This is a genomic window from Providencia sp. PROV202 (genome assembly GCF_028479565.1).
GTDB classification, from domain to species: Bacteria; Pseudomonadota; Gammaproteobacteria; order Enterobacterales; family Enterobacteriaceae; genus Providencia; species Providencia zhijiangensis.
The window spans coordinates 276,533-299,297 of the sequence record NZ_JAMPNV010000011.1 but is presented as its reverse complement, the minus strand read 5'-3'; the positions used below and the strand labels follow the sequence as shown (position 1 = coordinate 299,297).

Here is a 22,765-nt window from a genome sequence, read left to right as displayed (position 1 = left end):
GTTTTATCCATATTAACCTCAAAAGTAGTCTAGAAAAATTGAGTATAGAAAATAATCTGGATCAAAAAAATAGATGAACCTATACTAGATGTAAGAATATATCTTATACGAGAAAGCTTATGGCAAGAACAATGACAGTCGATCTCGGTGATGAACTTCGTGATTTCATCGATTCATTAGTTAATTCAGGTGATTACAGAACGCAGAGTGAAGTTTTACGTGATGCCTTGCGTTTACTTAAAGAAAAGCAAGCGCAATCCCATGTGCAAGAATTAAAAGATCTTATTGCTGAAGGGTTGAGTAGTGGAACGCCAATCGCTTGGGATCAAACCAAATTCCTTCAACGGATGAAAGATAAGGTTAAAAATGAAAACGATAAATCTGACCCCAAAAGCGAATGAGGATTTAGAAGCTATTTGGTGGTATAGCCAGAAGCATTTTGGGACTAAAAAGGCGGAAGAGTATCTCATTCGGCTCACTAACAGTTTTGAGTTGTTAGCTCACCATGATATTGGTGTACAACGACGAGAGTTAGGACGAAATATATTCTCGTTACCCGTTGAGAATCATACTGTCTTTTTTATTCCTTCCAAATACTCCAAGACAGTGATCCGTGTATTGAATCAATACCAAGATGTTATGAGTAACATTAAATCAATAAAATAGCGAATGTATCTTGTAAGGTGACCCTAGAAGAAGGTATTGTGTTAATAGGCAATACATTTTGATTATTGAATAGGGGATTTTAAACATGGACAACGCCAACAAACCAACTTTCCAGAATGTACTGGAATTTGTGCGTATGTTTCGTCGTAAAAATAAAATTCGTCGCGAAATCACGGATAACGAAAAGAAAATTCGTGATAACCAAAAGCGTGTTCTGCTGTTAGATAACTTGAGTGAGTATATCAAACCCGGTATGTCTATTGATGATATCCATGGCATCATTGCAAACATGCGTAGCGACTATGATGATCGTATCGATGATTACATCATCAAGAACGCTGAGTTATCTAAAGAGCGTCGTGAGATCTCTAAAAAGCTTAAAGAGATGGGTGAGCTGGCGCGACCTGAAACTAAGTAATTATCGCCTGACTTAATTTTAAGGAAGCTGAGCTATGTCTCAGCTTTTTTTTTAGTAATAAAATGAGATGGTTTACTTAATGATTAGTTGATTGGATTTAAAATACATATATATTAATAACTTAGTTTTATTATGAGTTTTCATTCGCATATGTGTTTTGTTATCATTAACTCTTTAGTTGGTAAGAAAACACGCAATGAATAAACAATATTATATTAAAAATATGTGCTGGGGATGGTTTATGGGTTCATTATTTTTATACTCTTGTTTAGATAATGAGCTTAAATATAAACCATTAATTATACTGATAAGCATTATTGGTATTGTAATTTTCCCGCTGGCTAAATGGGCTGTGGAAAGCTTTTTTTTAATTTTTACTACTAAAGAATTTTGGAGTAGAGGCTTGTTGATGGACACTCCAGGTAAGGCTGGAGGATTAGCTTTGTATCATGGTGTTGTTTTTTCCTTCGCAATTCCAATAACGTTAATATTTATAATAACTATATTTATAAAAAGATGGCAGTAATCAAATGAACTGCCTTCTTGTGGCTTACTATAGACCAACTAGCTTATTTGCTTTTTCTACCAAGCTATCATCAATTAGAGACCCTATTCCGACAAGTATGAGTCCATAGCCTAATATACCAACTGGTCCACCTAATAAAAAACTAAAACCTAAACCAGCAATACCCGTAGCACTAATTCCTATTAATATAGTTTCTACTTTCACAAAAAATGGTCTCCAATTATCAGTTTCTACGGCTTTAACCAATTCAATTCTTAGGTCGTTAGCATCAATTGAATAGCTTACAAAGCCCATGCCTTTACTGAATTTTTTCAAGTTTTTTGCAATCTCATCAACGTTGAGTGATTTTAATGCTGATGCAATAATTTTCCGGTTTTTAGTATCGATCTTTTTATTAATATTAGTTTTATATTTATCATAAGCTCTTAATGCATCTTCAACATTACGAATCCTTTTTCCTCTGGATTGCTCCGCTATAGTTTTAGCCAGTTTTTCTGCTTTTTCTCCATAGGTATTAAAAACGTCTTTATAAAAATCAGTTGTAAATTTAACTGACTCCTTAATCTCCTCTGACTCTATTTTATTTATTTCATTTAAATCCTGCTCTATTTTCGGTTTCATCATTGGGTACAACCCGCCAAAAGAGCGCCAATAAATGGTATACATTAATTCAAGTTGTCCACTGTGATAGGCGCTTAACATTTTTTTATAAGGGGATGTCTTTTCGAAACGGCAATTACCGATCCCACAAACTCCGCATAATCCTTTTGCCATCGCATTCAGAATGTGGTCAGGCAGAATTCTGTTGTAACTTACATGAAGGGTTGGGAGTAGTAATATACCATCGCTTGTATAGGCATGGCCTGGCCATTTTTCCAATGGTCTATTTGTGTATAATCATAATCCATAGAAATATCCTCATTAAGTGTGCTTTCCCACGGTACATATGTCTTTTATGCAAATGTACAATGCAGTTATCTACGATATTTCGTCAAAGGCTTTAAGATGATAAATTTCGTTAGTATTTAATAAATTACAACAGGCCCAATTTTTTTTGGGCAAAAAAAAGCCTTGATAGTTTCCCATCAAGGCTTTCGTCAGTGACTTGCTAAAATCAGACGCTAGCAGGTTTTGCCATTTCTGATGTCGCAATATTGGCTGCTACATGCCCACCTGCACCTTTAGATTCAAAGGTTGATGGCTCACGTTGATACTCTTTAATTTCAAAGTCTGACGCCATTACAGCAGGCGCTGGGGCTTTCGTCATTGGTGAGTATGCATGGCGCTTATGTAAGCTAACTGTATTTGTTGTTGGAGCGGGTTCAATCACGGCAGTTTCAACGACTGCTGCAGTCACTGCGGTTTCAATTACCACATCTGCAACGACAGGTTCAACAACCGTTTTGATTTCTTCAGCGACAGGGACTTCAACCAGCGTTTCAACGACAGCTGATTTTGTCTCTTCGATAACGTCTGTTGCTATATTTTCAGCAACAACATTCTCAACAACATCGCTTTCCATTGCAGCGGCTTCAACAACAACGCTGGATTCAGTTTCTACTTTCGGTGCTTCGATAACAGTTTCAGTAACAACTGGGGCTTCAGTGAGCTCGGCTTTCACTTCAACATGTTCAATCGGTGCAGCTACCACAGGCGCTTGAACGGTATTTTGTTGTTCCAGCATCTCTTCATTGGTCATGATAGCCATGCTTTCTTGTTGAGGCTGAACAACAGGGTAGCGAATAAACACTTTACCAGAGGCCAATTCAGGGGAGGCTACAGCCGCCGCTAAAGGCATTGGTGATTTATTCAGATGACGCTCATCACGGTAACGGCGGCGACGCTGACCACTCACACGCAGATGACGAGGTGAACGACGAGAACGGCGTGGAATGATGGTGTCTTGTTTTTCATCATCATCTAATTGTTCTGAGTTAGTCGCTAAGTTGTCACCTTCGTCCAGAGAAACATGAGATTGTTTTTTCTCAACATTCACTGCTACTGGTAATGCCGCAATCGGTGCAGATTTTTCTGCAACAATGGCGGTATCAGCAACCAGTGAAGTTTCTGCTGCTTGGTCATTGTCAGTCACACGAATTTTTTGTGTTAATTGACGGCGTTGACGACGAGGAGCAACAGGGCGTTGTTCTTCTTCATCTTTCTCTACAGCGGCATTATCAACAGCGTTTTGCTGGTTATCTTGCTGCATTTTTGCAGTTTGTTGTTGACGTTTTTCATCTTGACGACGGCGACGTTCTGCACGCTGATCACGACGTTGCTGCTGATTTTCGCGGTTTGCACTGTCAGTAGTTTGCTCTTCAACTTGGTTCGTATTCTTGTTATTACGTCCCTTGTTGCGGTTTGCAGCATCTTCAGATTGTGCATTGCGATTATTACGGTTATCGCGATTGTCGCGGTTATCACGATTTTCGTAATTATCATCGCGGTCGCGACGATTGTTATTACGGCGGTCGTTATTATTGCGACGACGATCATTATTGCGGCGACGGTCATTGTTATTCTGACGTGGTTTCTGCGCTGGTTTTTCAACGGCTTTTTCTTCTTCAGCAAAGAGGCCTTTAAAGAAAGCCGCAATTTTGCTAAATAAACCAACTTTAGGTTGCTCATCCACTTTGGCACGAACGGGTGCTTTAGCCGGAGCTTCTTTTGGTTTCAGTGCAGGAACTTCAACTGGCTCTTGCAGTGCAAATGCTGAAATAGCAGGTTGTTCAGGTACTTTACGCTCAGTCGTCGCTTCTTCACCGTGGTTTAAGGTTTCAGTTTCATGATACTGGGCTAAGTTGTAGCTCAGGGTTTGAACTTCTTCACCTTTACGGATACGGATGACGTGGAAGTGAGGCGTTTGCATCTGGTCATTCGGTACAATCACAACGCGAACGTTACGCTGACGTTGTTCAATTTCCGTAACGGCTTGGCGTTTTTCGTTTAACAGGTATGACGCGATTTGCACAGGGACAATCGCATGCACTTCATGGGTATTTTCTTTCAGTGCTTCTTCTTCGATTAAACGCAGTACTGACAGTGACAGCGATTCGTTATCACGGATAGTACCCGTACCTGTACAGCGTGGGCAGACGTGATGGCTGGACTCACCCAATGATGGGCTAAGACGCTGACGAGACATTTCTAACAGACCAAAGCGTGAAATACGCGCGATTTGAATACGCGCGCGGTCTTGGCGAACGGCTTCACGTAGGCGGTTTTCAACTTCACGCTGGTGGCGAACTGGAGTCATATCGATAAAGTCGATAACAATCAGTCCACCTAAGTCACGTAAACGTAATTGACGTGCAATTTCGTCAGCGGCTTCAAGGTTTGTGTTGAATGCAGTTTCTTCGATATCACCACCACGGGTTGAGCGTGAGGAGTTGATATCAATAGCCGTTAATGCTTCGGTTGTATCGATAACTAACGCACCGCCAGAAGGTAAACGCACTTCACGTTGGAACGCAGATTCGATTTGAGATTCGATTTGATAGTGACTAAACAGAGGAACATCGCCACTATAATGTTTAATTTTGCTAGCAAAATCACCACGACCAATCGCTTCGATATGGTTACGTGCCATCTCAACCACTTTCGGGTTATCGATGAGGATTTCGCCGATGTCAGGACGTAAATAATCACGGAAAGCACGGACGATCACATTACTTTCTTGGTGGATTAAGAATGGAGCTGGACGGTTTTCAGCGGCTTTTTGAATCGCTTCCCAGTGGCGTAAGCGGTACAGCAAATCTTGTTGCAGGGATTCTGCTGATTTACCCACACCCGCAGTACGGACGATTAGCCCCATGCCATCTGGAATTTCTAAGCAAGATAATGCTTCTTTTAATTCTGTACGGTCTTCACCTTCGATGCGGCGAGAAATACCACCGGCACGTGGGTTGTTTGGCATCAGAACTAAATAACTACCCGCTAAGCTGATGAATGTGGTTAAGGCTGCACCTTTGTTACCACGTTCTTCTTTATCAACTTGAACAATAACCTCTTGGCCTTCTTTCAGCACATCTTTGATGTTAGGACGACCTTGGGAGTGATAATTGCTAGGGAAGTATTCGCGAGCGATTTCTTTGATAGGCAGGAAACCGTGTCTTTCAGCGCCATAATCAACAAAAGCAGCTTCGAGGCTTGGTTCAATACGGGTGATTTTACCTTTATAAATGTTGGCTTTTTTTTGCTCATGACCTGGGCTTTCAATATCCAAATCGTAGAGTCGTTGCCCGTCAACAAGGGCAACACGCAACTCTTCCTGTTGAGTTGCGTTGATTAGCATTCTTTTCATGTTATTACTTACTCATTATTTTTTAAATAATAGAGCAGCGAAAGAAGGAGCTACTGTAAACCGATGGCCTCATGATTTTTACAAAGCCGTCTACCTCTCGGCAGTCGTTCGTATAGAGGCGCGCAGTATTCGGTGAACCTGATTTTTAGATTAAAAATTCAGCGTTCTTAATCAGGATGCCGTAGATTTCTTAGAAAACGGAGACTCCCAACCCAATAAGCTAAAATTCGTTGCTCGCTAATTTATTTGATTTAGTTAGATGTCTTACGCCATTGCAGCATCGTTACGCCATCAAATAATAAATTCCTACAGTATTACGTCTAACTTGTATTCTACTAGCTAAAAATAATTATAGCCGAAAGTGCAAAAACACCTAAAGCTAACATAGCAAAGCCAATTTTCGTTTTTAAACATCTTGGCACCGCTTATTATTCCATTGCCAAGTGCATTATAGCAAGTGCAACGTAAGTTATATGGAAATTTTATTAAGAAATTGAGCCAATCATGCAGAAATTGACCAATTTAAAAAAAAACATAAAAAAATTCGTGGAGTCGGTATGATATACCGATGTAAGTGAGACTATTTATTCATCAATCAGAGTTAACGCATTCCCGAATGAAAACAGAAAACCAAGTCCAATTTATTGATATTAGCGATGACGAAGCAGGGCAACGCATAGATAATTTCTTGCTGAGCAAGTTAAAAGGTGTTCCTAAGAGCATGATTTATCGCATCATCCGTAAAGGTGAAGTGCGCGTCAACAAAGGGCGAATTAAGCCTGAATACAAATTACTCGAAGGGGATCAAGTTCGCGTCCCGCCAGTGCGTGTTGCTGAGCGTGAAACTGCACCAGTTTCAGCGAAGTTGGATAAGGTAGCAGCATTAACGGACTGCATTCTATTTGAAGACGAATCCATTTTAGTCATCAATAAGCCATCAGGCACCGCAGTTCATGGTGGTAGTGGCTTGAGCTTTGGGGTTATTGAGGGACTGCGTGCGTTACGTCCTGAAGCACGCTTTCTGGAGCTAGTGCATCGTTTAGACCGAGATACTTCGGGGATATTGTTAGTCGCCAAAAAACGCTCAGCTCTACGTGCGCTTCACGAACAATTACGTTTAAAACAGATGCAAAAAGATTATTTAGCGTTAGTGCGTGGCAATTGGCAGTCACATACTAAAGTTGTACAAGCTCCCTTATTGAAAAATATTTTGCAAAGCGGTGAGCGTATTGTTCGAGTCAGTAGTGAAGGGAAGCCGTCTGAAACGCGTTTTAAAGTCGAAGAGCGATTTGAAAATGCGACGCTAGTTAAGGCGAGCCCTGTGACTGGACGTACTCATCAGATCCGCGTACATACTTTACACGCAGGTCATCCAATTGCTTTTGATGATCGTTATGGAGATAGGCAATTTGATAGCCAGCTGGCAGATACAGGACTGAAGCGCTTGTTCTTGCACGCCTATTCACTGAAATTTACTCATCCAAAAACAGGTGAAGAGATGCGAGTCGTTGCACCTCTACATAATGATTTGAATCAGTGCCTGAAAGTCTTGAGAGCGAAAAAAGCACAGTAACAGTAATAATAAAGGTTAGCGATTCCCGGCAGGTTAGCTAACCTTATTCTTTAGTCTAAGAGTGGATTGACGCCATGCTGGCGTAACATTTCCAGCAATAAAATAGTTGGCAAACCAATCAACGTGTTTGGATCTCGCCCCGAAAGCTTATCAAACAGGCTAATGCCTAATCCTTCCGATTTAAAACTCCCCGCGCATTGATAAGGCTCGTCTTTATTCAGATATTGTGTGATCTCTTCATCAGTGAGCTGCCTAAAATAGACATCGAAGGGTTCGCACTGAAGATTAAATTTACCTGTCGCACTATCTAATAAGCAAAGTCCAGTATAAAAAGTCACCCGATGACCTGACGCTGCTTTGAGTTGTTTAAAAGCATTATTAAAATTATGCGGTTTTCCGACGATTTTATCGTCAATGACGCAAACTTGGTCAGAGCCAATAATTAAATGCTGTGGATATTGTTGAGCCAAAGCATTGGCCTTTTCGTGAGATAAGCGCAGCACTAAAGCTTGAGCCGATTCCTGTAGAACTGGGGTTTCATCAATGTTGGGCGCAGCAGCAAGAAATGGGATGCCCAGCTTCTTCAGTAAGGCTTGTCGGTATTCAGAGGTTGACGCCAAAATAATCGATTTCATGATTTTTCTCGAAACTCATAGCCAAAAGGGTTAACTCATTTTAAACTATATCCGCTTAACCGGCGATTTTTTGGTGAAAAGGCGAGTTTATCCCGCCTTTTTCTTTGACTATAGTTCATTACAAAGTTAATATGCGCGCCTTATGCAAAAGGTAAAATTACCCCTGACTATCGATGCGCAGCGTGCAGCTCAGAAAAACCTCGACTATGTCGGGAGTTACACACCTGAGCAAGTTACACGAATTGCCGAATCAGTAGTCAGTGTAGATAGTGATGTTGAAAGCAAATTATCATTTAAAATTGATAATCAGCGCTTGACGGTCATAGAGGGGCATTCTGAATTGGATGTCACCCTACAATGCCAACGTTGCAGAAAAGATTTCAAACATCATGTCTACGTATCGTATTGTTTTAGTCCTGTCGTCAGTGACGAAAAGGCCGAAGCATTACCGGAACAGTATGAACCAGTTTATGTAGATGAATTTGGTGAAATAAATTTGCTGGGAATGTTAGAAGATGAAATAATTCTATCCCTACCAGTGGTTCCGGTTCATGATTCTGAACACTGTGAAGTGTCCGAAGCGGACATGGTGTATGGTGAACTACCTCCTGAGGTAGAGAAACCAAATCCATTTGCCGTATTAGCCAGTTTAAAGAAAAGTACTTAAGGAGTAAGGTCAATGGCCGTACAACAGAATAAACCAACTCGTTCAAAACGCGGTATGCGTCGTTCACATGATGCACTGACTGCTACCCTAGTTTCTGTAGATAAAACTTCCGGTGAAACTCACCTGCGTCACCACGTGACTGCAGATGGTTACTACCGTGGCCGTAAGGTTATCAGCAAGTAATTGTTGATACTTTGGCTAGTCTAACCATCGCGTTAGATGCCATGGGCGGGGATGTTGGTCCCCGCGTCACGGTGCCTGCTGCATTGCAGGCACTGGCATCTAATCCAGCATTAAAATTACTGCTTGTCGGTCAACCCGAAGCCATTCATCCTTTGCTTGCACAACAAAGTGCGGAGCAAATTTCGCGTATCGAAATTATCCCTGCCGAAAACGTCATTGCTAACGATGCCAAGCCATCCCACGCAATTCGCCAAAGCAAAGGGACATCAATGCGAGTGGCATTAGAGTTAGTGAAGACAGGCCAAGCACAGGCTTGTGTGAGTGCGGGTAATACTGGTGCACTGATGGGCTTGGCAAAATTGATGTTAAAATCAATTGAAGGCATTGAACGCCCAGCGTTAATGACCATTTTGCCAAATCAGAAAAAAGGAAAAACCGTTGTCCTCGATTTAGGGGCTAACGTGAATTGCAGCAGTGAAATGCTCGTGCAGTTTGCAGTGATGGGTTCAGTGATGGCGGAAGAAGTTGCCAACATCAATCAACCTAAAGTCGCTTTACTCAATATTGGTGAAGAAGAGAGTAAAGGGCTGGACAATATCCGCGAAGCCGCCGCTATGTTGAAAGAAACGGCGTCAATTAATTACATTGGTTATGTTGAAGGCAACGAGTTGCTGACAGGTAAAACAGATGTATTAGTGTGTGACGGCTTCGCAGGTAATGTCTCACTAAAAACAATGGAAGGGGTGATTCGTGTCATTCTTTCATTGTTAAAATCAGCCGGTGAAGAGAACAAAAAAAGCAGTTGGTTTATGCAACTCGCTAAGAAATGGTTGAAAAAACGGCTAATGAAGCGTTTTGGGGATATGAACCCCGACCAGTATAACGGCGCGACTCTGTTAGGATTAAAAGGGATTGTTATCAAAAGCCATGGCGCAGCGAATGAAAATGCGTTTAAAGCCGCCATTGAGCGTGCGGTACAGGCTGTTGAACGACAAGTTCCCGAAAGAATAACAGCTCGACTTAATATTGTTTTACCCAGGAGTGATCAATAACCTATGTACAGTAAAATATTAGGAACAGGCAGCTATTTGCCATCGCAAGTTCGTACCAATGCTGATCTGGAAAAAATGGTTGATACTTCTGATGAATGGATTGTAACGCGTACGGGTATTAAAGAGAGACGAATTTCAGCTGCCGATGAGAACGTGTCCACAATGGGTTTCCAAGCAGCAAAAAATGCGCTGGAAATGGCACAGGTCGACAGCAGTGAAATTGGTTTAATTATTGTCGCGACAACCTCCGCAACTCACGCATTCCCAAGCGCAGCGTGTCAAATTCAGCAAATGCTGGAAATTAATGATTGCGCGGCATTTGATGTGGCAGCGGCTTGTGCTGGTTTTACTTATGCTATCAGTATCGCTGATCAGTTCGTTAAAACGGGCATGACCAAAAAAGCACTGGTAATTGGTGCGGATGCGTTATCTAAAACTTTAGACCCAAATGATCGCGGAACCATTATTCTATTTGGTGATGCCGCGGGTGCTGTGGTGATCGGTGCTTCTGAAGAACCCGGGATCATTTCTACGCATCTACATGCCGACGGGCGTTATGGGGATTTACTCTCCTTACCAAACCGTAGCCGCTGTTCAGATGACCAAGCTTACTTGTCCATGACAGGTAATGAAGTATTCAAAGTTGCTGTGCGTGAATTAGCCCATATTGTCGATGAGACATTAGCACAAAACGACATTGCAAAAGAAGAACTTGATTGGTTAGTACCACATCAAGCAAATTTACGAATTATTTCCGCGACCGCAAAAAAATTGGATATGACCATGGATAAAGTGGTTGTTACGCTGGATCGTCATGGAAATACTTCTGCGGCATCAGTCCCAACAGCACTCGATGAAGCAGTGCGCGATGGTCGCATTCAGCGTGGCCAATTAGTGTTATTAGAAGCATTTGGTGGCGGCTTTACTTGGGGCTCCGCACTGGTTCGTTTTTAATTTACTGAGAAAACAGACATGACACAATTTGCTATGGTATTCCCGGGACAAGGTTCCCAATCTTTAGGGATGTTAGCTGATTTAGCAGAACAAAATCAGCTGGTTAAAGAAACATTCGCTGAAGCGTCTGAAGCATTGGGTTACGATCTCTGGGCATTAGTTCAAAATGGACCAGAAGAAGAATTAAACAAAACATGGCAGACTCAACCTGCATTATTAGCAGCGTCAGTGGCTATCTTCCGTGTTTGGCAAGCAAAAAATGGCAAAATGCCTACGTTGATGGCGGGTCACAGCCTTGGCGAATATTCAGCATTAGTTTGTGCGGGCGTTATCGACTTCAAACAAGCCATTAAATTGGTAGAACTGCGCGGCAAACTGATGCAAGAAGCGGTTCCTGAAGGCACTGGCGCAATGTATGCAATCATCGGTTTAGATAACGAATCTATCGATAAAGCATGCAAAGAAGCAGCGCAAGGGCAAGTGGTTTCACCTGTGAACTTTAACTCACCGGGCCAAGTTGTTATTGCCGGCGAAAAAGCTGCTGTTGAGCGCGCAGGTGCTGCTTGTAAAGAAGCTGGCGCAAAACGTGCGTTGCCACTGTCTGTTAGCGTGCCTTCCCACTGTGCATTAATGAAGCCAGCTGCAGATAAATTAGCTGAAGCATTAGAAAAAATTGAATTTTGTGAGCCGGCCTATCCTGTTATCAATAACGTTGATGTTAAAATGGAAACGTCTGCGAAAAATATCCGTGATGCATTAGTGCGCCAATTATATAATCCGGTGCGCTGGACTGAAACAGTCGAATTCATGGCGGAACAAGGTATTGAGCAATTGGTTGAAATGGGTCCAGGCAAAGTTCTGACTGGTCTAACCAAGCGAATTGTCTCTAATTTAACTGCCGTTGCAGTCAATGATCCTGTATCATTAGACTCGGCTTTAGAAACTATCTGAGGACGACAATGAGCTTTGAAGGAAAAATTGCACTGGTAACTGGTGCGAGCCGCGGGATCGGTAAAGCAATCGCTTTAACCTTAACTGCACGCGGTGCGACCGTTATCGGTACGGCAACAAGCGAAAAAGGCGCGGAAGCGATTACGGCCTATTTAGATGGGAAAGGTAAAGGCTTAGCGTTAAACGTGACAGATCCTGCATCAATTGAAGAAACATTGACCCAGATCCGTGCGGAATTTGGTGAAATTGATATTTTGGTCAATAATGCAGGTATTACGCGTGATAACTTATTGATGCGTATGAAGGATGATGAGTGGCAAGATATTATTGACACGAATCTTTCATCCGTTTACCGTTTGTCTAAATCCGTTTTGCGTGCCATGATGAAAAAGCGTTGTGGACGAATTATTTCCATTGCATCTGTTGTGGGTGTTATGGGAAATGCGGGACAAACAAACTACGCGGCAGCGAAAGCTGGGCTGATTGGTTTTAGTAAATCATTAGCTCGTGAAGTCGCTTCTCGTGGTATCACTGTTAACGTTGTAGCGCCTGGTTTTATCGAAACTGATATGACTAAGGCATTGACAGACGAACAACGTGCAGGCATTTTATCTCAGGTTCCTGCGGATAGACTGGGTGATGCACAAGAAATTGCCAGTGCTGTAGCATTTTTAGCTTCTGACGAAGCTGCTTACATCACAGGTGAAACATTGCATGTCAATGGTGGCATGTACATGATCTAAAGAAATGAGGGAACCATTTGCATATTTTTGTGTTGCCTAATGCAAAATTATGCAAAATAATGGTTTCCACAGCCGGGATTGGGTTGTATCTTTTCCTGTATTTCATAAACTACGAAAACCATCGCGAAAGCGAGTTTTGATAGGAATTTTAATAGTATGAGCACTATCGAAGAACGCGTTAAGAAAATCATCGTTGAACAACTGGGTGTTAAAGAGGAAGAAGTTGTGAATACAGCTTCATTTGTTGATGACTTGGGCGCTGATTCTCTTGACACAGTAGAACTGGTTATGGCTCTGGAAGAAGAGTTCGATTGCGAAATCCCTGACGAAGAAGCTGAAAAGATCACTACAGTACAGGCTGCAATTGACTACGTCAAAGCATCTGAGTAATAGCGGTAAAACTTATCTAGGCGATCATTCGATCGCCTATGTTTCTTTTGTAACTAATTCCCTCCTTGGAGGACATACGTGTCTAAGCGTCGTGTAGTCGTAACCGGACTGGGCATGTTATCTCCTGTCGGCAACGCAGTTGAGTCATCATGGAAAGCTGTTTGTGACGGACAGAGTGGTATCAGCCTAATCGATCATTTTGATACTACTAACCACGCAACTAAATTTGCTGGCTTAGTAAAAGATTTCAACTACGAAGATTTTGACATCTCTCGCAAAGATGCGAAGAAGATGGACCCATTTATTCAATACGGTATTGCTGCGGGCTATCAAGCTATCAAAGATGCTGAATTGGAAGTAACAGAAGCCAATGCTACTCGTATCGGTTTGGCGATTGGTTCTGGTATTGGCGGGTTAGGTCTCATTCAAGACAACTGTGAATCTATGTTACACGGTGGTCCTCGCAAAGTGAGCCCATTCTTTGTACCTTCAACAATCATCAATATGGTTGCTGGTCACTTAAGCATTATGTATGGCTTCCGTGGTCCTAGCATCTCAATCGCTACTGCATGTACTTCTGGTGTTCATAATATTGGGCACGCAGCACGTATGATTGCGTACGGTGATGCTGATGTGATGTTGGCAGGTGGTGCCGAAAAAGCAACGACACCATTAGGTGTAGCGGGCTTTGGTGCAGCACGTGCATTATCAACCCGTAATGATGACCCACAAGCGGCTAGTCGCCCATGGGACAAAGACCGTGACGGTTTTGTTCTTGGTGATGGAGCAGGGGTTATCGTACTTGAAGAATATGAACATGCTAAAGCGCGTGGTGCGAAAATTTACGCAGAAGTCGCGGGCTTTGGTATGAGCAGTGATGCTTACCACATGACATCACCACCAGAAAATGGTGAAGGCGCTGCATTAGCGATGGTCAATGCGCTAAATGATGCAGGCATTAAGCCAAGTGATATTGGCTATATCAATGCTCACGGCACATCAACACCAGCAGGTGACTTAGCGGAAGCGCAAGCGGTTATCTCTGTATTTGGTGAAGACACAAAAGTATTAGTCAGTTCAACAAAATCCATGACAGGTCACTTATTAGGTGCTGCGGGCGCGATTGAATCTATCTTTACTATTTTGTCTCTGTGTGACCAAATTATTCCACCAACAATCAACTTAGATAATCCTGATGAAGGTTGCAAGCTTGATTTTGTTCCGGGTGAAGCCCGTAAAGTTGAAAACATGGAATATGCTCTGTGTAACTCATTCGGCTTTGGTGGTACTAACGGTTCCTTAATTTTCCGTCGCTATCACGCGGAATAATCAATAATACCGTGCATTTCTAAGCTCCAGTGTCTTTGATGCTGGGGCTTTATTTTTGCCTTCTTTTTGCAGTACTCTTTGCTTTAGTTTATGATATTACACACTATGTTACTGCCTGATTTATCAGCTTTTATTATAAGAAATGGTCATGACTTATTGGGTTAACGGGGTTTCTTGTCAACAAATTGATATTACCGATCGCGCTATCGCCTTTGGTGATGGCTGCTTTACGACTATCCATGGCGTGAATCAACAAGCAAAGATGTTAGAGAAGCATATTTTACGCTTACAACAAGATTCCGCTCGACTCAAATTACCAGTGATAGATTGGCCACAACTGACGCAACATATTGAAGAGGTTTGTGAACAACAAACTGATGAAGAGTTTGTGGTGAAGGTTATATTAAGTCGTGGGCAGGGTGGTCGAGGTTATAGCTCTCAAGGGTTTGAACACCCGACAATCATCGTAATGGTTTCGCCTTTCCCAAAACACTACGCCGCATTACAGTGCCAAGGGGTATCGTTATTGCTCAGCCAAATTCCATTAAGCCGCAATCCTCTCTTAGCAGGTATGAAGCACTTAAATCGCTTAGAGCAAGTGTTGATCCGCCAAGAAATTGACGATGCTAAATTGGATGAAGCCGTGGTGTTGGATACGAATGGCGTCATTGTTGAATGCTGTAGCGCCAATATTTTTTGGCGTATAGGGCGTGATGTTTATACGCCTATTCTTAGTCACTCCGGCGTTAATGGATTAATGAGACAAAAGATCATAGCGCAGCTCAATAATAGCCAGTACCATCTGGCAGAAGTCGAGCGCTTTCCTGCCATTTTGACTCAATGTGATGAAGTCATTATTTGTAATGCTTTAATGCCGGTTTTACCGGTGAAAAGCATCCGGTTTTCAGAAGATAAAACAATCAGTTATCAATCAAGAGAACTGTTTGAGTATTTACTATTACAGCGACAAATTTAAAGCTGATAACCATTTAACTCTTATCATTCATCGACAAACAATACATTTAAGTGACCCATAATGAAATTAGCGAAAAAAATAACACTGATTGTCTTTGTCCTTGCGGTTATCGGCGTGATTGTAGTGTATCTGCAATATCGCCAAGTTCTTGATTATGCGAAAAAGCCTATTAACATTGTCCAAGAGACGATCTTTACTGTGCCTGCTGGGACAGGGCGAGTGGCCTTAGAAGGGTTGCTTATCAAGGAAAAATTTATTGAAGAGGGGCATAATTTCCAACTTCTTCTAAAAGCGCGCCCCGAATTAGCTCAGTTCAAAGCGGGAACCTATCGCTTACAACCAAACATGACGGTGGAGCAATTATTAGCGTTGATCGCCAGTGGCAAAGAAGCACAATTTAGTATTCGTTTTATTGAAGGTAACAAACTGGCGGATTGGAGCAATATTTTGCGTGATGCTCCTTATATGCAACATAAAACTCAAGATGCAACGCCAACTGAGCTCTATGCCATACTGGATTTTAAAGAGGGCGATAATCTTGAAGGTTGGTTATACCCTGATACCTATTTATACACTGCGGGCACCAGCGACGTTGAAATACTCAAGCGTGCTTATAAACGAATGCAAGCCGCTGTGGAAGAAGAGTGGAAAGGTCGCGATAAAGATCTACCCTATAAGAATGCTTATGAAATGTTGATCATGGCATCGATTGTTGAAAAAGAGACTGGCGTGGACAATGAACGTGCACAGGTTGCCTCGGTGTTTGTGAATCGCTTGAAGAAAAACATGCGCTTACAAACAGACCCTACGGTTATTTACGGGTTAGGGGAAAACTATCGTGGTAAAATTTATCGCAGTGACTTAGATAACTACACTGCGTATAACACGTATAAAATTGATGGTTTACCACCAACGCCAATTGCCATGCCGAGCCTTGCCTCAATAAAAGCGGCGGCTCACCCAGCAAAAACAGATTATTTATACTTTGTCGCCGATGGTACAGGTGGACATACTTTTAGTCGCAATCTTAATGACCATAACCGCGCTGTTAAGGTTTACCGACAAATAGAGCAAAAGAATTGATAAACGAAATGAAAAACCAATTTATTGTTATTGAAGGATTAGAAGGTGCGGGTAAAACGACGGCAATCAACACCGTTGTTGACACATTAAAGCAAGCTGGCATCCATGATATGGTATTTACCCGAGAACCGGGTGGTACGCCGCTCGCAGAAAAACTACGTGAATTGATAAAGCAAGGCATTGAAGGTGATAGAGTCACCGACAAAGCTGAACTATTAATGTTGTACGCGGCACGTGTTCAGCTAGTTGATACAGTAATCAAGCCCGCACTTGAAGCTGGGAAATGGGTCATTGGCGATAGACACGATTTATCCTCCCAAGCTTATCAAGGTGGTGGTCGTGAAATCGATCGCCATTTAATGGCCTCATTAAGAGATTTAGTGCTTGGTGAATTTAAACCAGCTCTGACTCTTTATTTAGATTTACCGCCAGAATTGGGTTTACAACGCGCTCGTTCTCGCGGTGAATTAGACCGTATTGAGAAAGAATCGCTGGCTTTCTTTGAACGCACCCGAGCGCGTTATTTAGAACTGGCTGCGGCAGATGACACTATTTTAACCATCGATGCGAGCCAAAATATTGAACAAGTGCAAGCCGATATTCGCAGCACATTACTGACATGGCTGACAAAATAAGGCGCTAATGATGAATTGGTATCCATGGCTTAATGAAACTTACCGTCAATTAATTAGCGCTTATCAAGCAGGACGTGGGCACCACGCGTTGTTGATTCACTCAATAGCGGGCAATGGGGCTGAAGCATTAAGCTATGGTGTGAGCCGTTGGTTGATTTGCCAAAATAAAGATGGTTTAAAAAGCTGTGGAGAATGCCATAGTTGCCGCTTAATGTTGGCAGGCACACATCCTGATTATCATGTTCTAGAACCTGAAAAAGGGAAAACGACCATCAGTGTTGATGCGGTTCGTAAGCTAACTGATACATTAAGTGGTCATGCGCAGCAAAGTGGTGCAAAAGTCGTTTCCATTCCCGATGCACAAGTATTGACGGATGCCGCGGCTAACGCGTTGCTCAAAACCTTAGAAGAACCCGCAGGGCAGACCTACTTTTTATTAGGCTGTGAAAAATTAGATAGCTTGCTGGCGACATTAAGAAGCCGCTGTTTAACTCACTTTTTACCTGCGCCTGATCAGCAAGTTGCGTTGTATTGGCTGCAAAAACAGCAGGCGGGTTTATCTGTAGAGGATGCCGTGACTGCGTTAACCTTGTGTCAAGGCGCGCCTGTTGCCGCATTACAGTTGCTTGAGCCGGAGCAGTGGCAACGACGTCTGCTATTGTGCAACGAGTTAGAGCAGAGCTTACGTCAGAAAGATTTTTTAAAGCTTCTGCCAGCGTTAAATACCGATAATGGGCCTGAATGCATTAATTGGCTACTCGGGTTAATTGCCGATGGCATAAAATTGCAGCAAAAAGCAGGACAGTATGTTGTTAACCAAGATAAAATGGCGTGCGTCACTTTGTTGGCAACATCCATGAGCAGCTCGCAGCTATTGGATGTGTATAGCCAGTGGCAAGCGTGTCGTTACCAGCTATTAACCGTGCCTGCGCTGAACCAGGAATTGATCCTGACCAACCAATTATTACACTGGGAAGCGTTATTCGCTTCGCCTTCAAGATAAAAAGAGTAGACTATGTTTGTTGTTGATTCACACTGCCATCTCGACTGTTTAGATTATGAAAAATTACACACTAACGTCGATGATGTTATCGCAAAGGCATCTGCACGAGATGTCGGCTTTATGTTGGCCGTGGCAACCACCTTGCCAGGTTTTGAAAGCATGAAACAGTTAATTGGAAAGCGCGACAATGTCGCGTTTTCTTGCGGTATTCATCCATTAAACTTGGATGAAGGTTATGATTTTGAAAAGTTGGCGCAATTAGCAGCGGGTAGTGAAGTGGTCGCGCTCGGTGAAACGGGCTTAGATTACTATTATCAGCAAGAAAATGCGGCACTGCAGCAAGAGTCATTTCGTCAGCATATTCGCATTGGTCGTCAAGTGAATAAGCCGGTTATTGTGCATACTCGTTCCGCTCGAGAAGATACACTGTCTATTTTACGCGAAGAGAAAGTTGATGAGTGTGGCGGTGTGTTGCACTGCTTTACGGAAGACCAACAAACGGCTATCGATTTACTGGACTTAGGGATGTACATCTCTTTTTCCGGTATTGTCACGTTCCGTAATGCTGAACAGATCCGAGAAGCTGCGCGAGTTGTGCCATTGGATAGAATTTTAGTGGAAACAGATTCACCTTACTTAGCCCCAGTACCGCATCGTGGTAAAGAGAACCAACCTGCGTATGTACGTGATGTGGTGGAGTATATGGCTGTATTGAAAGGAGTGAGTGTTGAGGAAATGGCACAAATCACCACCGAAAACTTCAACCGTTTATTCCATTTACGCGCTGGGCAATAAATAGATAACTATTAAATTATTAAGGAATTTGTCATGGCAGAAGAGACTATTTTCAGTAAAATTATTCGACGTGAAATTCCGTCTGAGATCGTATATCAAGACGAACTGGTCACAGCATTTCGTGATATCGCGGCACAAGCGCCGACGCATATTTTGATCATTCCGAACAAATTAATTCCAACCGTAAATGATGTGACGGTTGATGATGAGCTGGCATTAGGGCGCTTATTTACCGTGGCGGCGAAAATTGCGAAAGAAGAAGGGATTGCAGAAGATGGCTATCGCCTGATTATGAACTGCAACAAGCATTCAGGACAAGAAGTCTTCCACATTCATATGCACTTAGTGGGTGGACGTCCATTAGGCCCATTATTGGCTAAGTAATTCATCATGAAACGCGCTGCATCAACCTTAAAATACATCGCCACACTGGGCTTGCTCATGCTGTTTCTCAGTGGTTGTGCTTGGAACAAAAAAACAGGGTTATCATTTAATGATCAGCAGCGCATCGTGATGGAGCCTTCCGTGCTAGCCGCGGGCGTGATTGTAGAAAAACCAGTGATCAAGGTCGGTAGCGTAACGGCGACCGCAACGATCAATATGAGCAATATTGAAAAGAAACCGGTCACTGTGATGTATCGTATCTTTTGGTATGACGAGCAAGGACTGAGAGTGGATTCAACAAAGAGTCAACCTCAAGTCATCCCTGCTAATTCGTCAGTGATGCTAAAAGAGGTCACGACATCCCCGCTTGCACGTAATGCGCGTATCTATGTTTTCTTACCTTCAATGGCTGGAGAGTCACAATGAAACGGATCTTATTGGTCGCAGCAGCAGCATTTATTTTGGCAGGTTGTCCGTCAGTCCCTCAAGGGCCTAAACCCCCAATTGTTCCTGTTGAACCAGGTGGAACACCGAAACAGCCTGAAAAGCAGCCGGAATTAATGCCGCCACCACCAACGGATACAGTACCGATGCCACCAAAGCAGCAAACCATTGATTGGGCTGGGGCATTACAGCCATTAGTCAATAAAATGGTGGCGGATGATGGCGTTGAAAGTGGCAAAGTCTTACTGGTCGATTCTGTCAAAAATAATACCAGCGGAAGCTTGCCTTCACAGGCAGTAACGGCAGCATTAACCAATGAAGTCATGAAAACCAATAAGTTTAAAGTGGTTCCTCAAGGCGTCGTCAGTGCTGCTCGTAAAACGTTGGGATTGTCACAGGATGATAGTCTGGTAACTCGCAGTAAAGCGATTGGTTTAGGGCGTTATGTCCAAGCTCAGTATGTGATTTACAGTGTCATGTCAGGCTCTACCAAAGAACGCAGCATTGAAATGCAGTTAATGGAAGTGCAAACCGGTGAAATTGTGTGGTCTGGAAAACAGAGTATTGAGTAATCAATTATCACTGTTTGCATTACTTTCTGAATGCTTCCCAGCAGTTTTAGCATCATGCTGGGAAGTCTCTCCATTAGCGGGGTTATCGGGTGGCAGCTATTTAGTTGAATATCAAAACTCTACTCAAACCCAAGACACGGTTCCTTCCATTAAATTAATCGCCCGCTCAGATGGGCAAGCGCAAAATGCGTTGTATGTTAATCGCCGTAAAGAAGCGCATGTTCTTAAGGAACTGAAAGATTTTTCTTATTCCCCACAAGTCATTGGGCGGAATGCCCATTGGTTATTATTGGAATGGGTTAATGGAGACCATCCTAGCCGCGAACAATTTCTTTCCTTTGAATTTCAAAAAAACTTGGCAGGGATCGTTGCTAAGCTCCATAATCATGACGTATTAAATTACCGGTTATCGTTACGTAATGAGATTGCTCATTATGGCTATTTAATTGATAATAAAAGAGTCTCTGCAAGCTGGAAGCGAATACATCGTCGCTTCCTCCGCACGCCAATGCCAAGGGTGTTAAAGCTCGCTCCCGCCCATATGGATATTCATCCGGGCAATGTGCTGTGTGAGCAAGGGGTACCAAAAATGCTAGTGGATTGGGAATATGCAGCAAATACCGATATTGGTTTGTCTCTAGAAACCTATTTTCAATTCAATAGCCTGACGGTAGAACAACGAGATTATTTCTTGACGCAATATTGTCACACCTATGGTGCCTATAAAGATAAACCCCGTTTGGCAGAGCACTGCATACAATGGGAGCCATGGGTCAAATACATGACGTTAATGTGGTATGAAGTTCAGTGGTGCCAACGTCAAGAAGCGCAGTTTTTAAATGATTCTTCCCCATTACGAGACTATTTTGGTCTTTGATTGGGCAATATAAAATCTCAGTGAATACACAAGAATTTGTGAAAATTAATCAAGTGAGGCATGTTATGGGTCCGATAATGCTGGATGTTCAGGGTTATGAACTGGACAATGAAGAGCGTGAAATTTTAGCTCATCCACTGGTAGGCGGGTTGATTTTATTTACCCGTAACTTCCATGATGCGGCACAGTTGCGTGAGTTAGTGCGACAAATCCGTGATGCATCAAGACACCGTTTATTGATTGCTGTGGATCAAGAAGGTGGCCGTGTACAGCGTTTTCGTGATGGATTTACCGCACTACCTTCCGCGCAAGCTTTTGCTGCACTGAACAACCAGATGGATGGTGCTAAATTAGCACAAGAAGCAGGCTGGTTAATGGCCGCAGAAATGATTGCTATGGATATCGATATTAGCTTTGCCCCTGTGTTGGATTTAGGGCACGAAAGCATCGCCATTGGTGAGCGTTCATTCCACGCAGATCCTGAAATTGCAATGGTGATGGCAGAGCGTTTTATTCGCGGTATGCACAGCGCAGGAATGAAAACCACAGGTAAACACTTCCCAGGGCACGGCGCCGTCAAAGCCGATTCCCATAAAGAAACGCCACGAGATGACCGCCCACTTGAGCAAATTCGCGGCAAAGACATGTCTATTTTTAAAGACTTTATTCAGCGTGAATTGCTTGATGCTATTATGCCAGCCCACGTGGTTTATACTCAAGCGGACGATCGTCCTGCGAGTGGTTCACCATTCTGGCTAAAATCGGTATTACGTGAGCAGCTTGGTTTTGATGGCGTTATCTTCTCTGATGATTTATCGATGGAAGGTGCTGCCATTATGGGCAGTTATCCAGAAAGAGCGAAAGCATCATTGAATGCGGGCTGCGACATGATCCTTGTTTGTAATAATCGTGAAGGTGCTGTGAGCGTATTGGATAACTTACCGAAACAAAATGACAGCCGCGCTTCTAAGCTGTATCACAGTGGCCGCCAGTATTCATTGAATGAGCTACAATCTGTGGATCGTTGGAAGCAAAGTCACCGTCAATTAGTCGAATTACATGAAAAATGGCAAGAACACCGTAGCCGCTAATTAAATCGTGTTGAAAATGAACCGATGGGATAATAACCCATCGGTTTTTTTATCTTAAATTCACTGAATAAGTTACGGGTAACCTTATTGGTATAAATTAAATAGGAACAAGGAAAGAGATTGTCCTATTTGATTAGTAATACTGTACCTATATTCAATATATGTGTAAAAAATACGCACCAATATTGGCTGTCACATGGAATTAACTAGGAATAATTCCTAGTCCAAATAAAAATTTTGCGTTAAATAATCTATCTATATGTGATAAATACTCTCCATTGTGACGGATCAAACCAGTATATTGCTTAAAAACAGAATGATTGACTTGGCTATTTATTTAAAATGGAGAGCTAGGTCATGCTTCAATATTATTGGTTTAAATAAAAATGTTATTTTACTTTAGTAAATAACATTTCATTAAAATATAGGCGATTAAAATAGCAAAATTATTGTTTAAATATGAAGTTCAATTAATAGATGCAATAGCCAATAAAGTGATTTATATCACATCGAAT

26 protein-coding genes are annotated in these 22,765 nt (G+C 42.5%); 23 read left to right on the top strand and 3 right to left on the bottom strand.

The window, feature by feature from the left end; genetic code table 11:
- The first annotated feature begins 119 nt into the window (after positions 1-119).
- The 4 genes from PR799_RS08855 to PR799_RS08840 all read left to right on the top strand — a co-directional run bounded on the left by PR799_RS08855 (position 120) and on the right by PR799_RS08840 (position 1,610).
- Positions 120-401: a type II toxin-antitoxin system ParD family antitoxin gene (locus tag PR799_RS08855; RefSeq protein ID WP_036953050.1), complete on the top strand. Its 282-nt coding sequence runs from the start codon at positions 120-122 to the stop codon at positions 399-401.
- Complete coding sequence (locus PR799_RS08850; RefSeq protein WP_272521750.1) at positions 367-666, top strand: type II toxin-antitoxin system RelE/ParE family toxin; 300 nt, start codon at positions 367-369, stop codon at positions 664-666. Before PR799_RS08855 ends, PR799_RS08850 begins: the two co-directional genes overlap by 35 nt.
- 85 nt (positions 667-751) lie before the next feature.
- A complete protein-coding gene (gene tmaR, locus PR799_RS08845; RefSeq protein ID WP_036953053.1) occupies positions 752-1,084 on the top strand; it encodes a PTS system regulator TmaR in 333 nt (110 codons plus the stop codon).
- Between the two features lie 196 nt (positions 1,085-1,280).
- Positions 1,281-1,610 carry a colicin E1 family microcin immunity protein gene (locus tag PR799_RS08840; RefSeq protein WP_272521749.1) on the top strand — a complete coding sequence of 110 codons (330 nt, stop codon included), beginning with the start codon at positions 1,281-1,283 and terminating at the stop codon, positions 1,608-1,610.
- Positions 1,611-1,637: 27 nt separating this feature from the next.
- On the opposite strand, the gene PR799_RS08835 is transcribed toward PR799_RS08840, so the two are convergent.
- A complete protein-coding gene (locus PR799_RS08835) occupies positions 1,638-2,384 on the bottom strand; it encodes a colicin-like pore-forming protein (RefSeq protein WP_272521748.1) in 747 nt (248 codons plus the stop codon).
- Positions 2,385-2,724: 340 nt separating this feature from the next.
- Entirely contained in the window at positions 2,725-5,913 is a 3,189-nt protein-coding gene (rne, locus tag PR799_RS08830; RefSeq protein ID WP_272521747.1) for a ribonuclease E, read from the bottom strand.
- Positions 5,914-6,529: 616 nt separating this feature from the next.
- On the opposite strand from rne, the gene rluC reads away from it, so the two are divergent.
- Entirely contained in the window at positions 6,530-7,486 is a 957-nt protein-coding gene (gene rluC, locus PR799_RS08825; protein WP_036953062.1) for a 23S rRNA pseudouridine(955/2504/2580) synthase RluC, read from the top strand.
- Between the two features lie 50 nt (positions 7,487-7,536).
- Here rluC and PR799_RS08820 read toward each other — a convergent pair whose 3' ends face one another.
- Positions 7,537-8,121 (bottom strand): Maf family protein, encoded by a 585-nt coding sequence (locus PR799_RS08820; protein WP_154627158.1) that lies wholly within the window; start codon positions 8,119-8,121, stop codon positions 7,537-7,539.
- A 142-nt stretch (positions 8,122-8,263) separates the two neighbouring features.
- Between PR799_RS08820 and yceD the strand changes: the two genes are divergently transcribed.
- From yceD to nagZ, 18 genes are all read left to right on the top strand, one after another.
- Positions 8,264-8,788, top strand: a complete 525-nt coding sequence (gene yceD, locus PR799_RS08815) for a 23S rRNA accumulation protein YceD (protein ID WP_036953067.1) — start codon at positions 8,264-8,266, stop codon at positions 8,786-8,788.
- Positions 8,789-8,800: 12 nt separating this feature from the next.
- Positions 8,801-8,971, top strand: coding sequence for a 50S ribosomal protein L32 (gene rpmF, locus PR799_RS08810; RefSeq protein ID WP_006660802.1), 171 nt, complete (start codon positions 8,801-8,803; stop codon positions 8,969-8,971).
- Between the two features lie 11 nt (positions 8,972-8,982).
- Positions 8,983-10,023 (top strand): phosphate acyltransferase PlsX, encoded by a 1,041-nt coding sequence (plsX, locus tag PR799_RS08805; RefSeq protein WP_071992158.1) that lies wholly within the window; start codon positions 8,983-8,985, stop codon positions 10,021-10,023.
- A 3-nt stretch (positions 10,024-10,026) separates the two neighbouring features.
- A complete protein-coding gene (locus PR799_RS08800; RefSeq protein WP_154627157.1) occupies positions 10,027-10,977 on the top strand; it encodes a beta-ketoacyl-ACP synthase III in 951 nt (316 codons plus the stop codon).
- An 18-nt stretch (positions 10,978-10,995) separates the two neighbouring features.
- Positions 10,996-11,928 (top strand): ACP S-malonyltransferase, encoded by a 933-nt coding sequence (fabD, locus tag PR799_RS08795; protein WP_154627156.1) that lies wholly within the window; start codon positions 10,996-10,998, stop codon positions 11,926-11,928.
- Positions 11,929-11,936: 8 nt separating this feature from the next.
- A complete protein-coding gene (fabG, locus tag PR799_RS08790; RefSeq protein ID WP_154627155.1) occupies positions 11,937-12,671 on the top strand; it encodes a 3-oxoacyl-ACP reductase FabG in 735 nt (244 codons plus the stop codon).
- Between the two features lie 156 nt (positions 12,672-12,827).
- Positions 12,828-13,061 (top strand): acyl carrier protein, encoded by a 234-nt coding sequence (acpP, locus tag PR799_RS08785; protein ID WP_006660807.1) that lies wholly within the window; start codon positions 12,828-12,830, stop codon positions 13,059-13,061.
- Between the two features lie 78 nt (positions 13,062-13,139).
- Positions 13,140-14,390: a beta-ketoacyl-ACP synthase II gene (fabF, locus tag PR799_RS08780; RefSeq protein WP_272521746.1), complete on the top strand. Its 1,251-nt coding sequence runs from the start codon at positions 13,140-13,142 to the stop codon at positions 14,388-14,390.
- Between the two features lie 148 nt (positions 14,391-14,538).
- Entirely contained in the window at positions 14,539-15,366 is an 828-nt protein-coding gene (pabC, locus tag PR799_RS08775) for an aminodeoxychorismate lyase (protein WP_272521745.1), read from the top strand.
- Positions 15,367-15,426: 60 nt separating this feature from the next.
- The gene (mltG, locus tag PR799_RS08770; RefSeq protein ID WP_154627153.1) at positions 15,427-16,449 is read left to right on the top strand and encodes an endolytic transglycosylase MltG; all 1,023 of its coding nucleotides are present in this window, start codon (positions 15,427-15,429) and stop codon (positions 16,447-16,449) included.
- Positions 16,450-16,457: 8 nt separating this feature from the next.
- Positions 16,458-17,084, top strand: coding sequence for a dTMP kinase (tmk, locus tag PR799_RS08765; protein WP_154627152.1), 627 nt, complete (start codon positions 16,458-16,460; stop codon positions 17,082-17,084).
- Between the two features lie 10 nt (positions 17,085-17,094).
- On the top strand, positions 17,095-18,087 hold the full coding sequence (holB, locus tag PR799_RS08760) for a DNA polymerase III subunit delta' (RefSeq protein ID WP_154639338.1): 993 nt from the start codon (positions 17,095-17,097) through the stop codon (positions 18,085-18,087).
- A 12-nt stretch (positions 18,088-18,099) separates the two neighbouring features.
- Entirely contained in the window at positions 18,100-18,882 is a 783-nt protein-coding gene (locus PR799_RS08755; protein WP_154603581.1) for a metal-dependent hydrolase, read from the top strand.
- Between the two features lie 33 nt (positions 18,883-18,915).
- On the top strand, positions 18,916-19,266 hold the full coding sequence (hinT, locus tag PR799_RS08750) for a purine nucleoside phosphoramidase (RefSeq protein WP_006660814.1): 351 nt from the start codon (positions 18,916-18,918) through the stop codon (positions 19,264-19,266).
- Between the two features lie 6 nt (positions 19,267-19,272).
- Positions 19,273-19,692, top strand: coding sequence for a YcfL family protein (locus PR799_RS08745; RefSeq protein ID WP_154627150.1), 420 nt, complete (start codon positions 19,273-19,275; stop codon positions 19,690-19,692).
- A complete protein-coding gene (lpoB, locus tag PR799_RS08740; protein WP_272521744.1) occupies positions 19,689-20,282 on the top strand; it encodes a penicillin-binding protein activator LpoB in 594 nt (197 codons plus the stop codon). Before PR799_RS08745 ends, lpoB begins: the two co-directional genes overlap by 4 nt.
- Entirely contained in the window at positions 20,275-21,159 is an 885-nt protein-coding gene (locus tag PR799_RS08735; RefSeq protein WP_272521743.1) for a phosphotransferase, read from the top strand. The genes lpoB and PR799_RS08735 overlap by 8 nt, the downstream gene beginning before the upstream one ends.
- A 53-nt stretch (positions 21,160-21,212) precedes the next feature.
- Positions 21,213-22,250 carry a beta-N-acetylhexosaminidase gene (gene nagZ / locus PR799_RS08730; protein ID WP_442959346.1) on the top strand — a complete coding sequence of 346 codons (1,038 nt, stop codon included), beginning with the start codon at positions 21,213-21,215 and terminating at the stop codon, positions 22,248-22,250.
- The last annotated feature ends 515 nt before the right edge of the window (positions 22,251-22,765 follow it).

Bases quoted from the DNA above. Each gene is read 5' to 3' on its own strand.
- holB (WP_154639338.1), top strand. From the start codon at position 17,095: ATGAATTGGTATCCATGGCTTAATGAAACTTACCGTCAATTAATTAGC.
- tmk (WP_154627152.1), top strand. From the start codon at position 16,458: ATGAAAAACCAATTTATTGTTATTGAAGGATTAGAAGGTGCGGGTAAA.
- PR799_RS08755 (WP_154603581.1), top strand. From the start codon at position 18,100: ATGTTTGTTGTTGATTCACACTGCCATCTCGACTGTTTAGATTATGAA.
- mltG (WP_154627153.1), top strand. From the start codon at position 15,427: ATGAAATTAGCGAAAAAAATAACACTGATTGTCTTTGTCCTTGCGGTT.
- rluC (WP_036953062.1), top strand. From the start codon at position 6,530: ATGAAAACAGAAAACCAAGTCCAATTTATTGATATTAGCGATGACGAA.
- rne (WP_272521747.1), bottom strand. From the start codon at position 5,913: ATGAAAAGAATGCTAATCAACGCAACTCAACAGGAAGAGTTGCGTGTT.
- tmaR (WP_036953053.1), top strand. From the start codon at position 752: ATGGACAACGCCAACAAACCAACTTTCCAGAATGTACTGGAATTTGTG.
- rpmF (WP_006660802.1), top strand. From the start codon at position 8,801: ATGGCCGTACAACAGAATAAACCAACTCGTTCAAAACGCGGTATGCGT.
- PR799_RS08835 (WP_272521748.1), bottom strand. From the start codon at position 2,384: ATGGCAAAAGGATTATGCGGAGTTTGTGGGATCGGTAATTGCCGTTTC.
- fabG (WP_154627155.1), top strand. From the start codon at position 11,937: ATGAGCTTTGAAGGAAAAATTGCACTGGTAACTGGTGCGAGCCGCGGG.
- hinT (WP_006660814.1), top strand. From the start codon at position 18,916: ATGGCAGAAGAGACTATTTTCAGTAAAATTATTCGACGTGAAATTCCG.
- fabD (WP_154627156.1), top strand. From the start codon at position 10,996: ATGACACAATTTGCTATGGTATTCCCGGGACAAGGTTCCCAATCTTTA.
- PR799_RS08855 (WP_036953050.1), top strand. From the start codon at position 120: ATGGCAAGAACAATGACAGTCGATCTCGGTGATGAACTTCGTGATTTC.
- lpoB (WP_272521744.1), top strand. From the start codon at position 19,689: ATGAAACGGATCTTATTGGTCGCAGCAGCAGCATTTATTTTGGCAGGT.
- PR799_RS08800 (WP_154627157.1), top strand. From the start codon at position 10,027: ATGTACAGTAAAATATTAGGAACAGGCAGCTATTTGCCATCGCAAGTT.
- PR799_RS08840 (WP_272521749.1), top strand. From the start codon at position 1,281: ATGAATAAACAATATTATATTAAAAATATGTGCTGGGGATGGTTTATG.
- PR799_RS08745 (WP_154627150.1), top strand. From the start codon at position 19,273: ATGAAACGCGCTGCATCAACCTTAAAATACATCGCCACACTGGGCTTG.
- PR799_RS08850 (WP_272521750.1), top strand. From the start codon at position 367: ATGAAAACGATAAATCTGACCCCAAAAGCGAATGAGGATTTAGAAGCT.
- PR799_RS08820 (WP_154627158.1), bottom strand. From the start codon at position 8,121: ATGAAATCGATTATTTTGGCGTCAACCTCTGAATACCGACAAGCCTTA.
- acpP (WP_006660807.1), top strand. From the start codon at position 12,828: ATGAGCACTATCGAAGAACGCGTTAAGAAAATCATCGTTGAACAACTG.
- pabC (WP_272521745.1), top strand. From the start codon at position 14,539: ATGACTTATTGGGTTAACGGGGTTTCTTGTCAACAAATTGATATTACC.
- yceD (WP_036953067.1), top strand. From the start codon at position 8,264: ATGCAAAAGGTAAAATTACCCCTGACTATCGATGCGCAGCGTGCAGCT.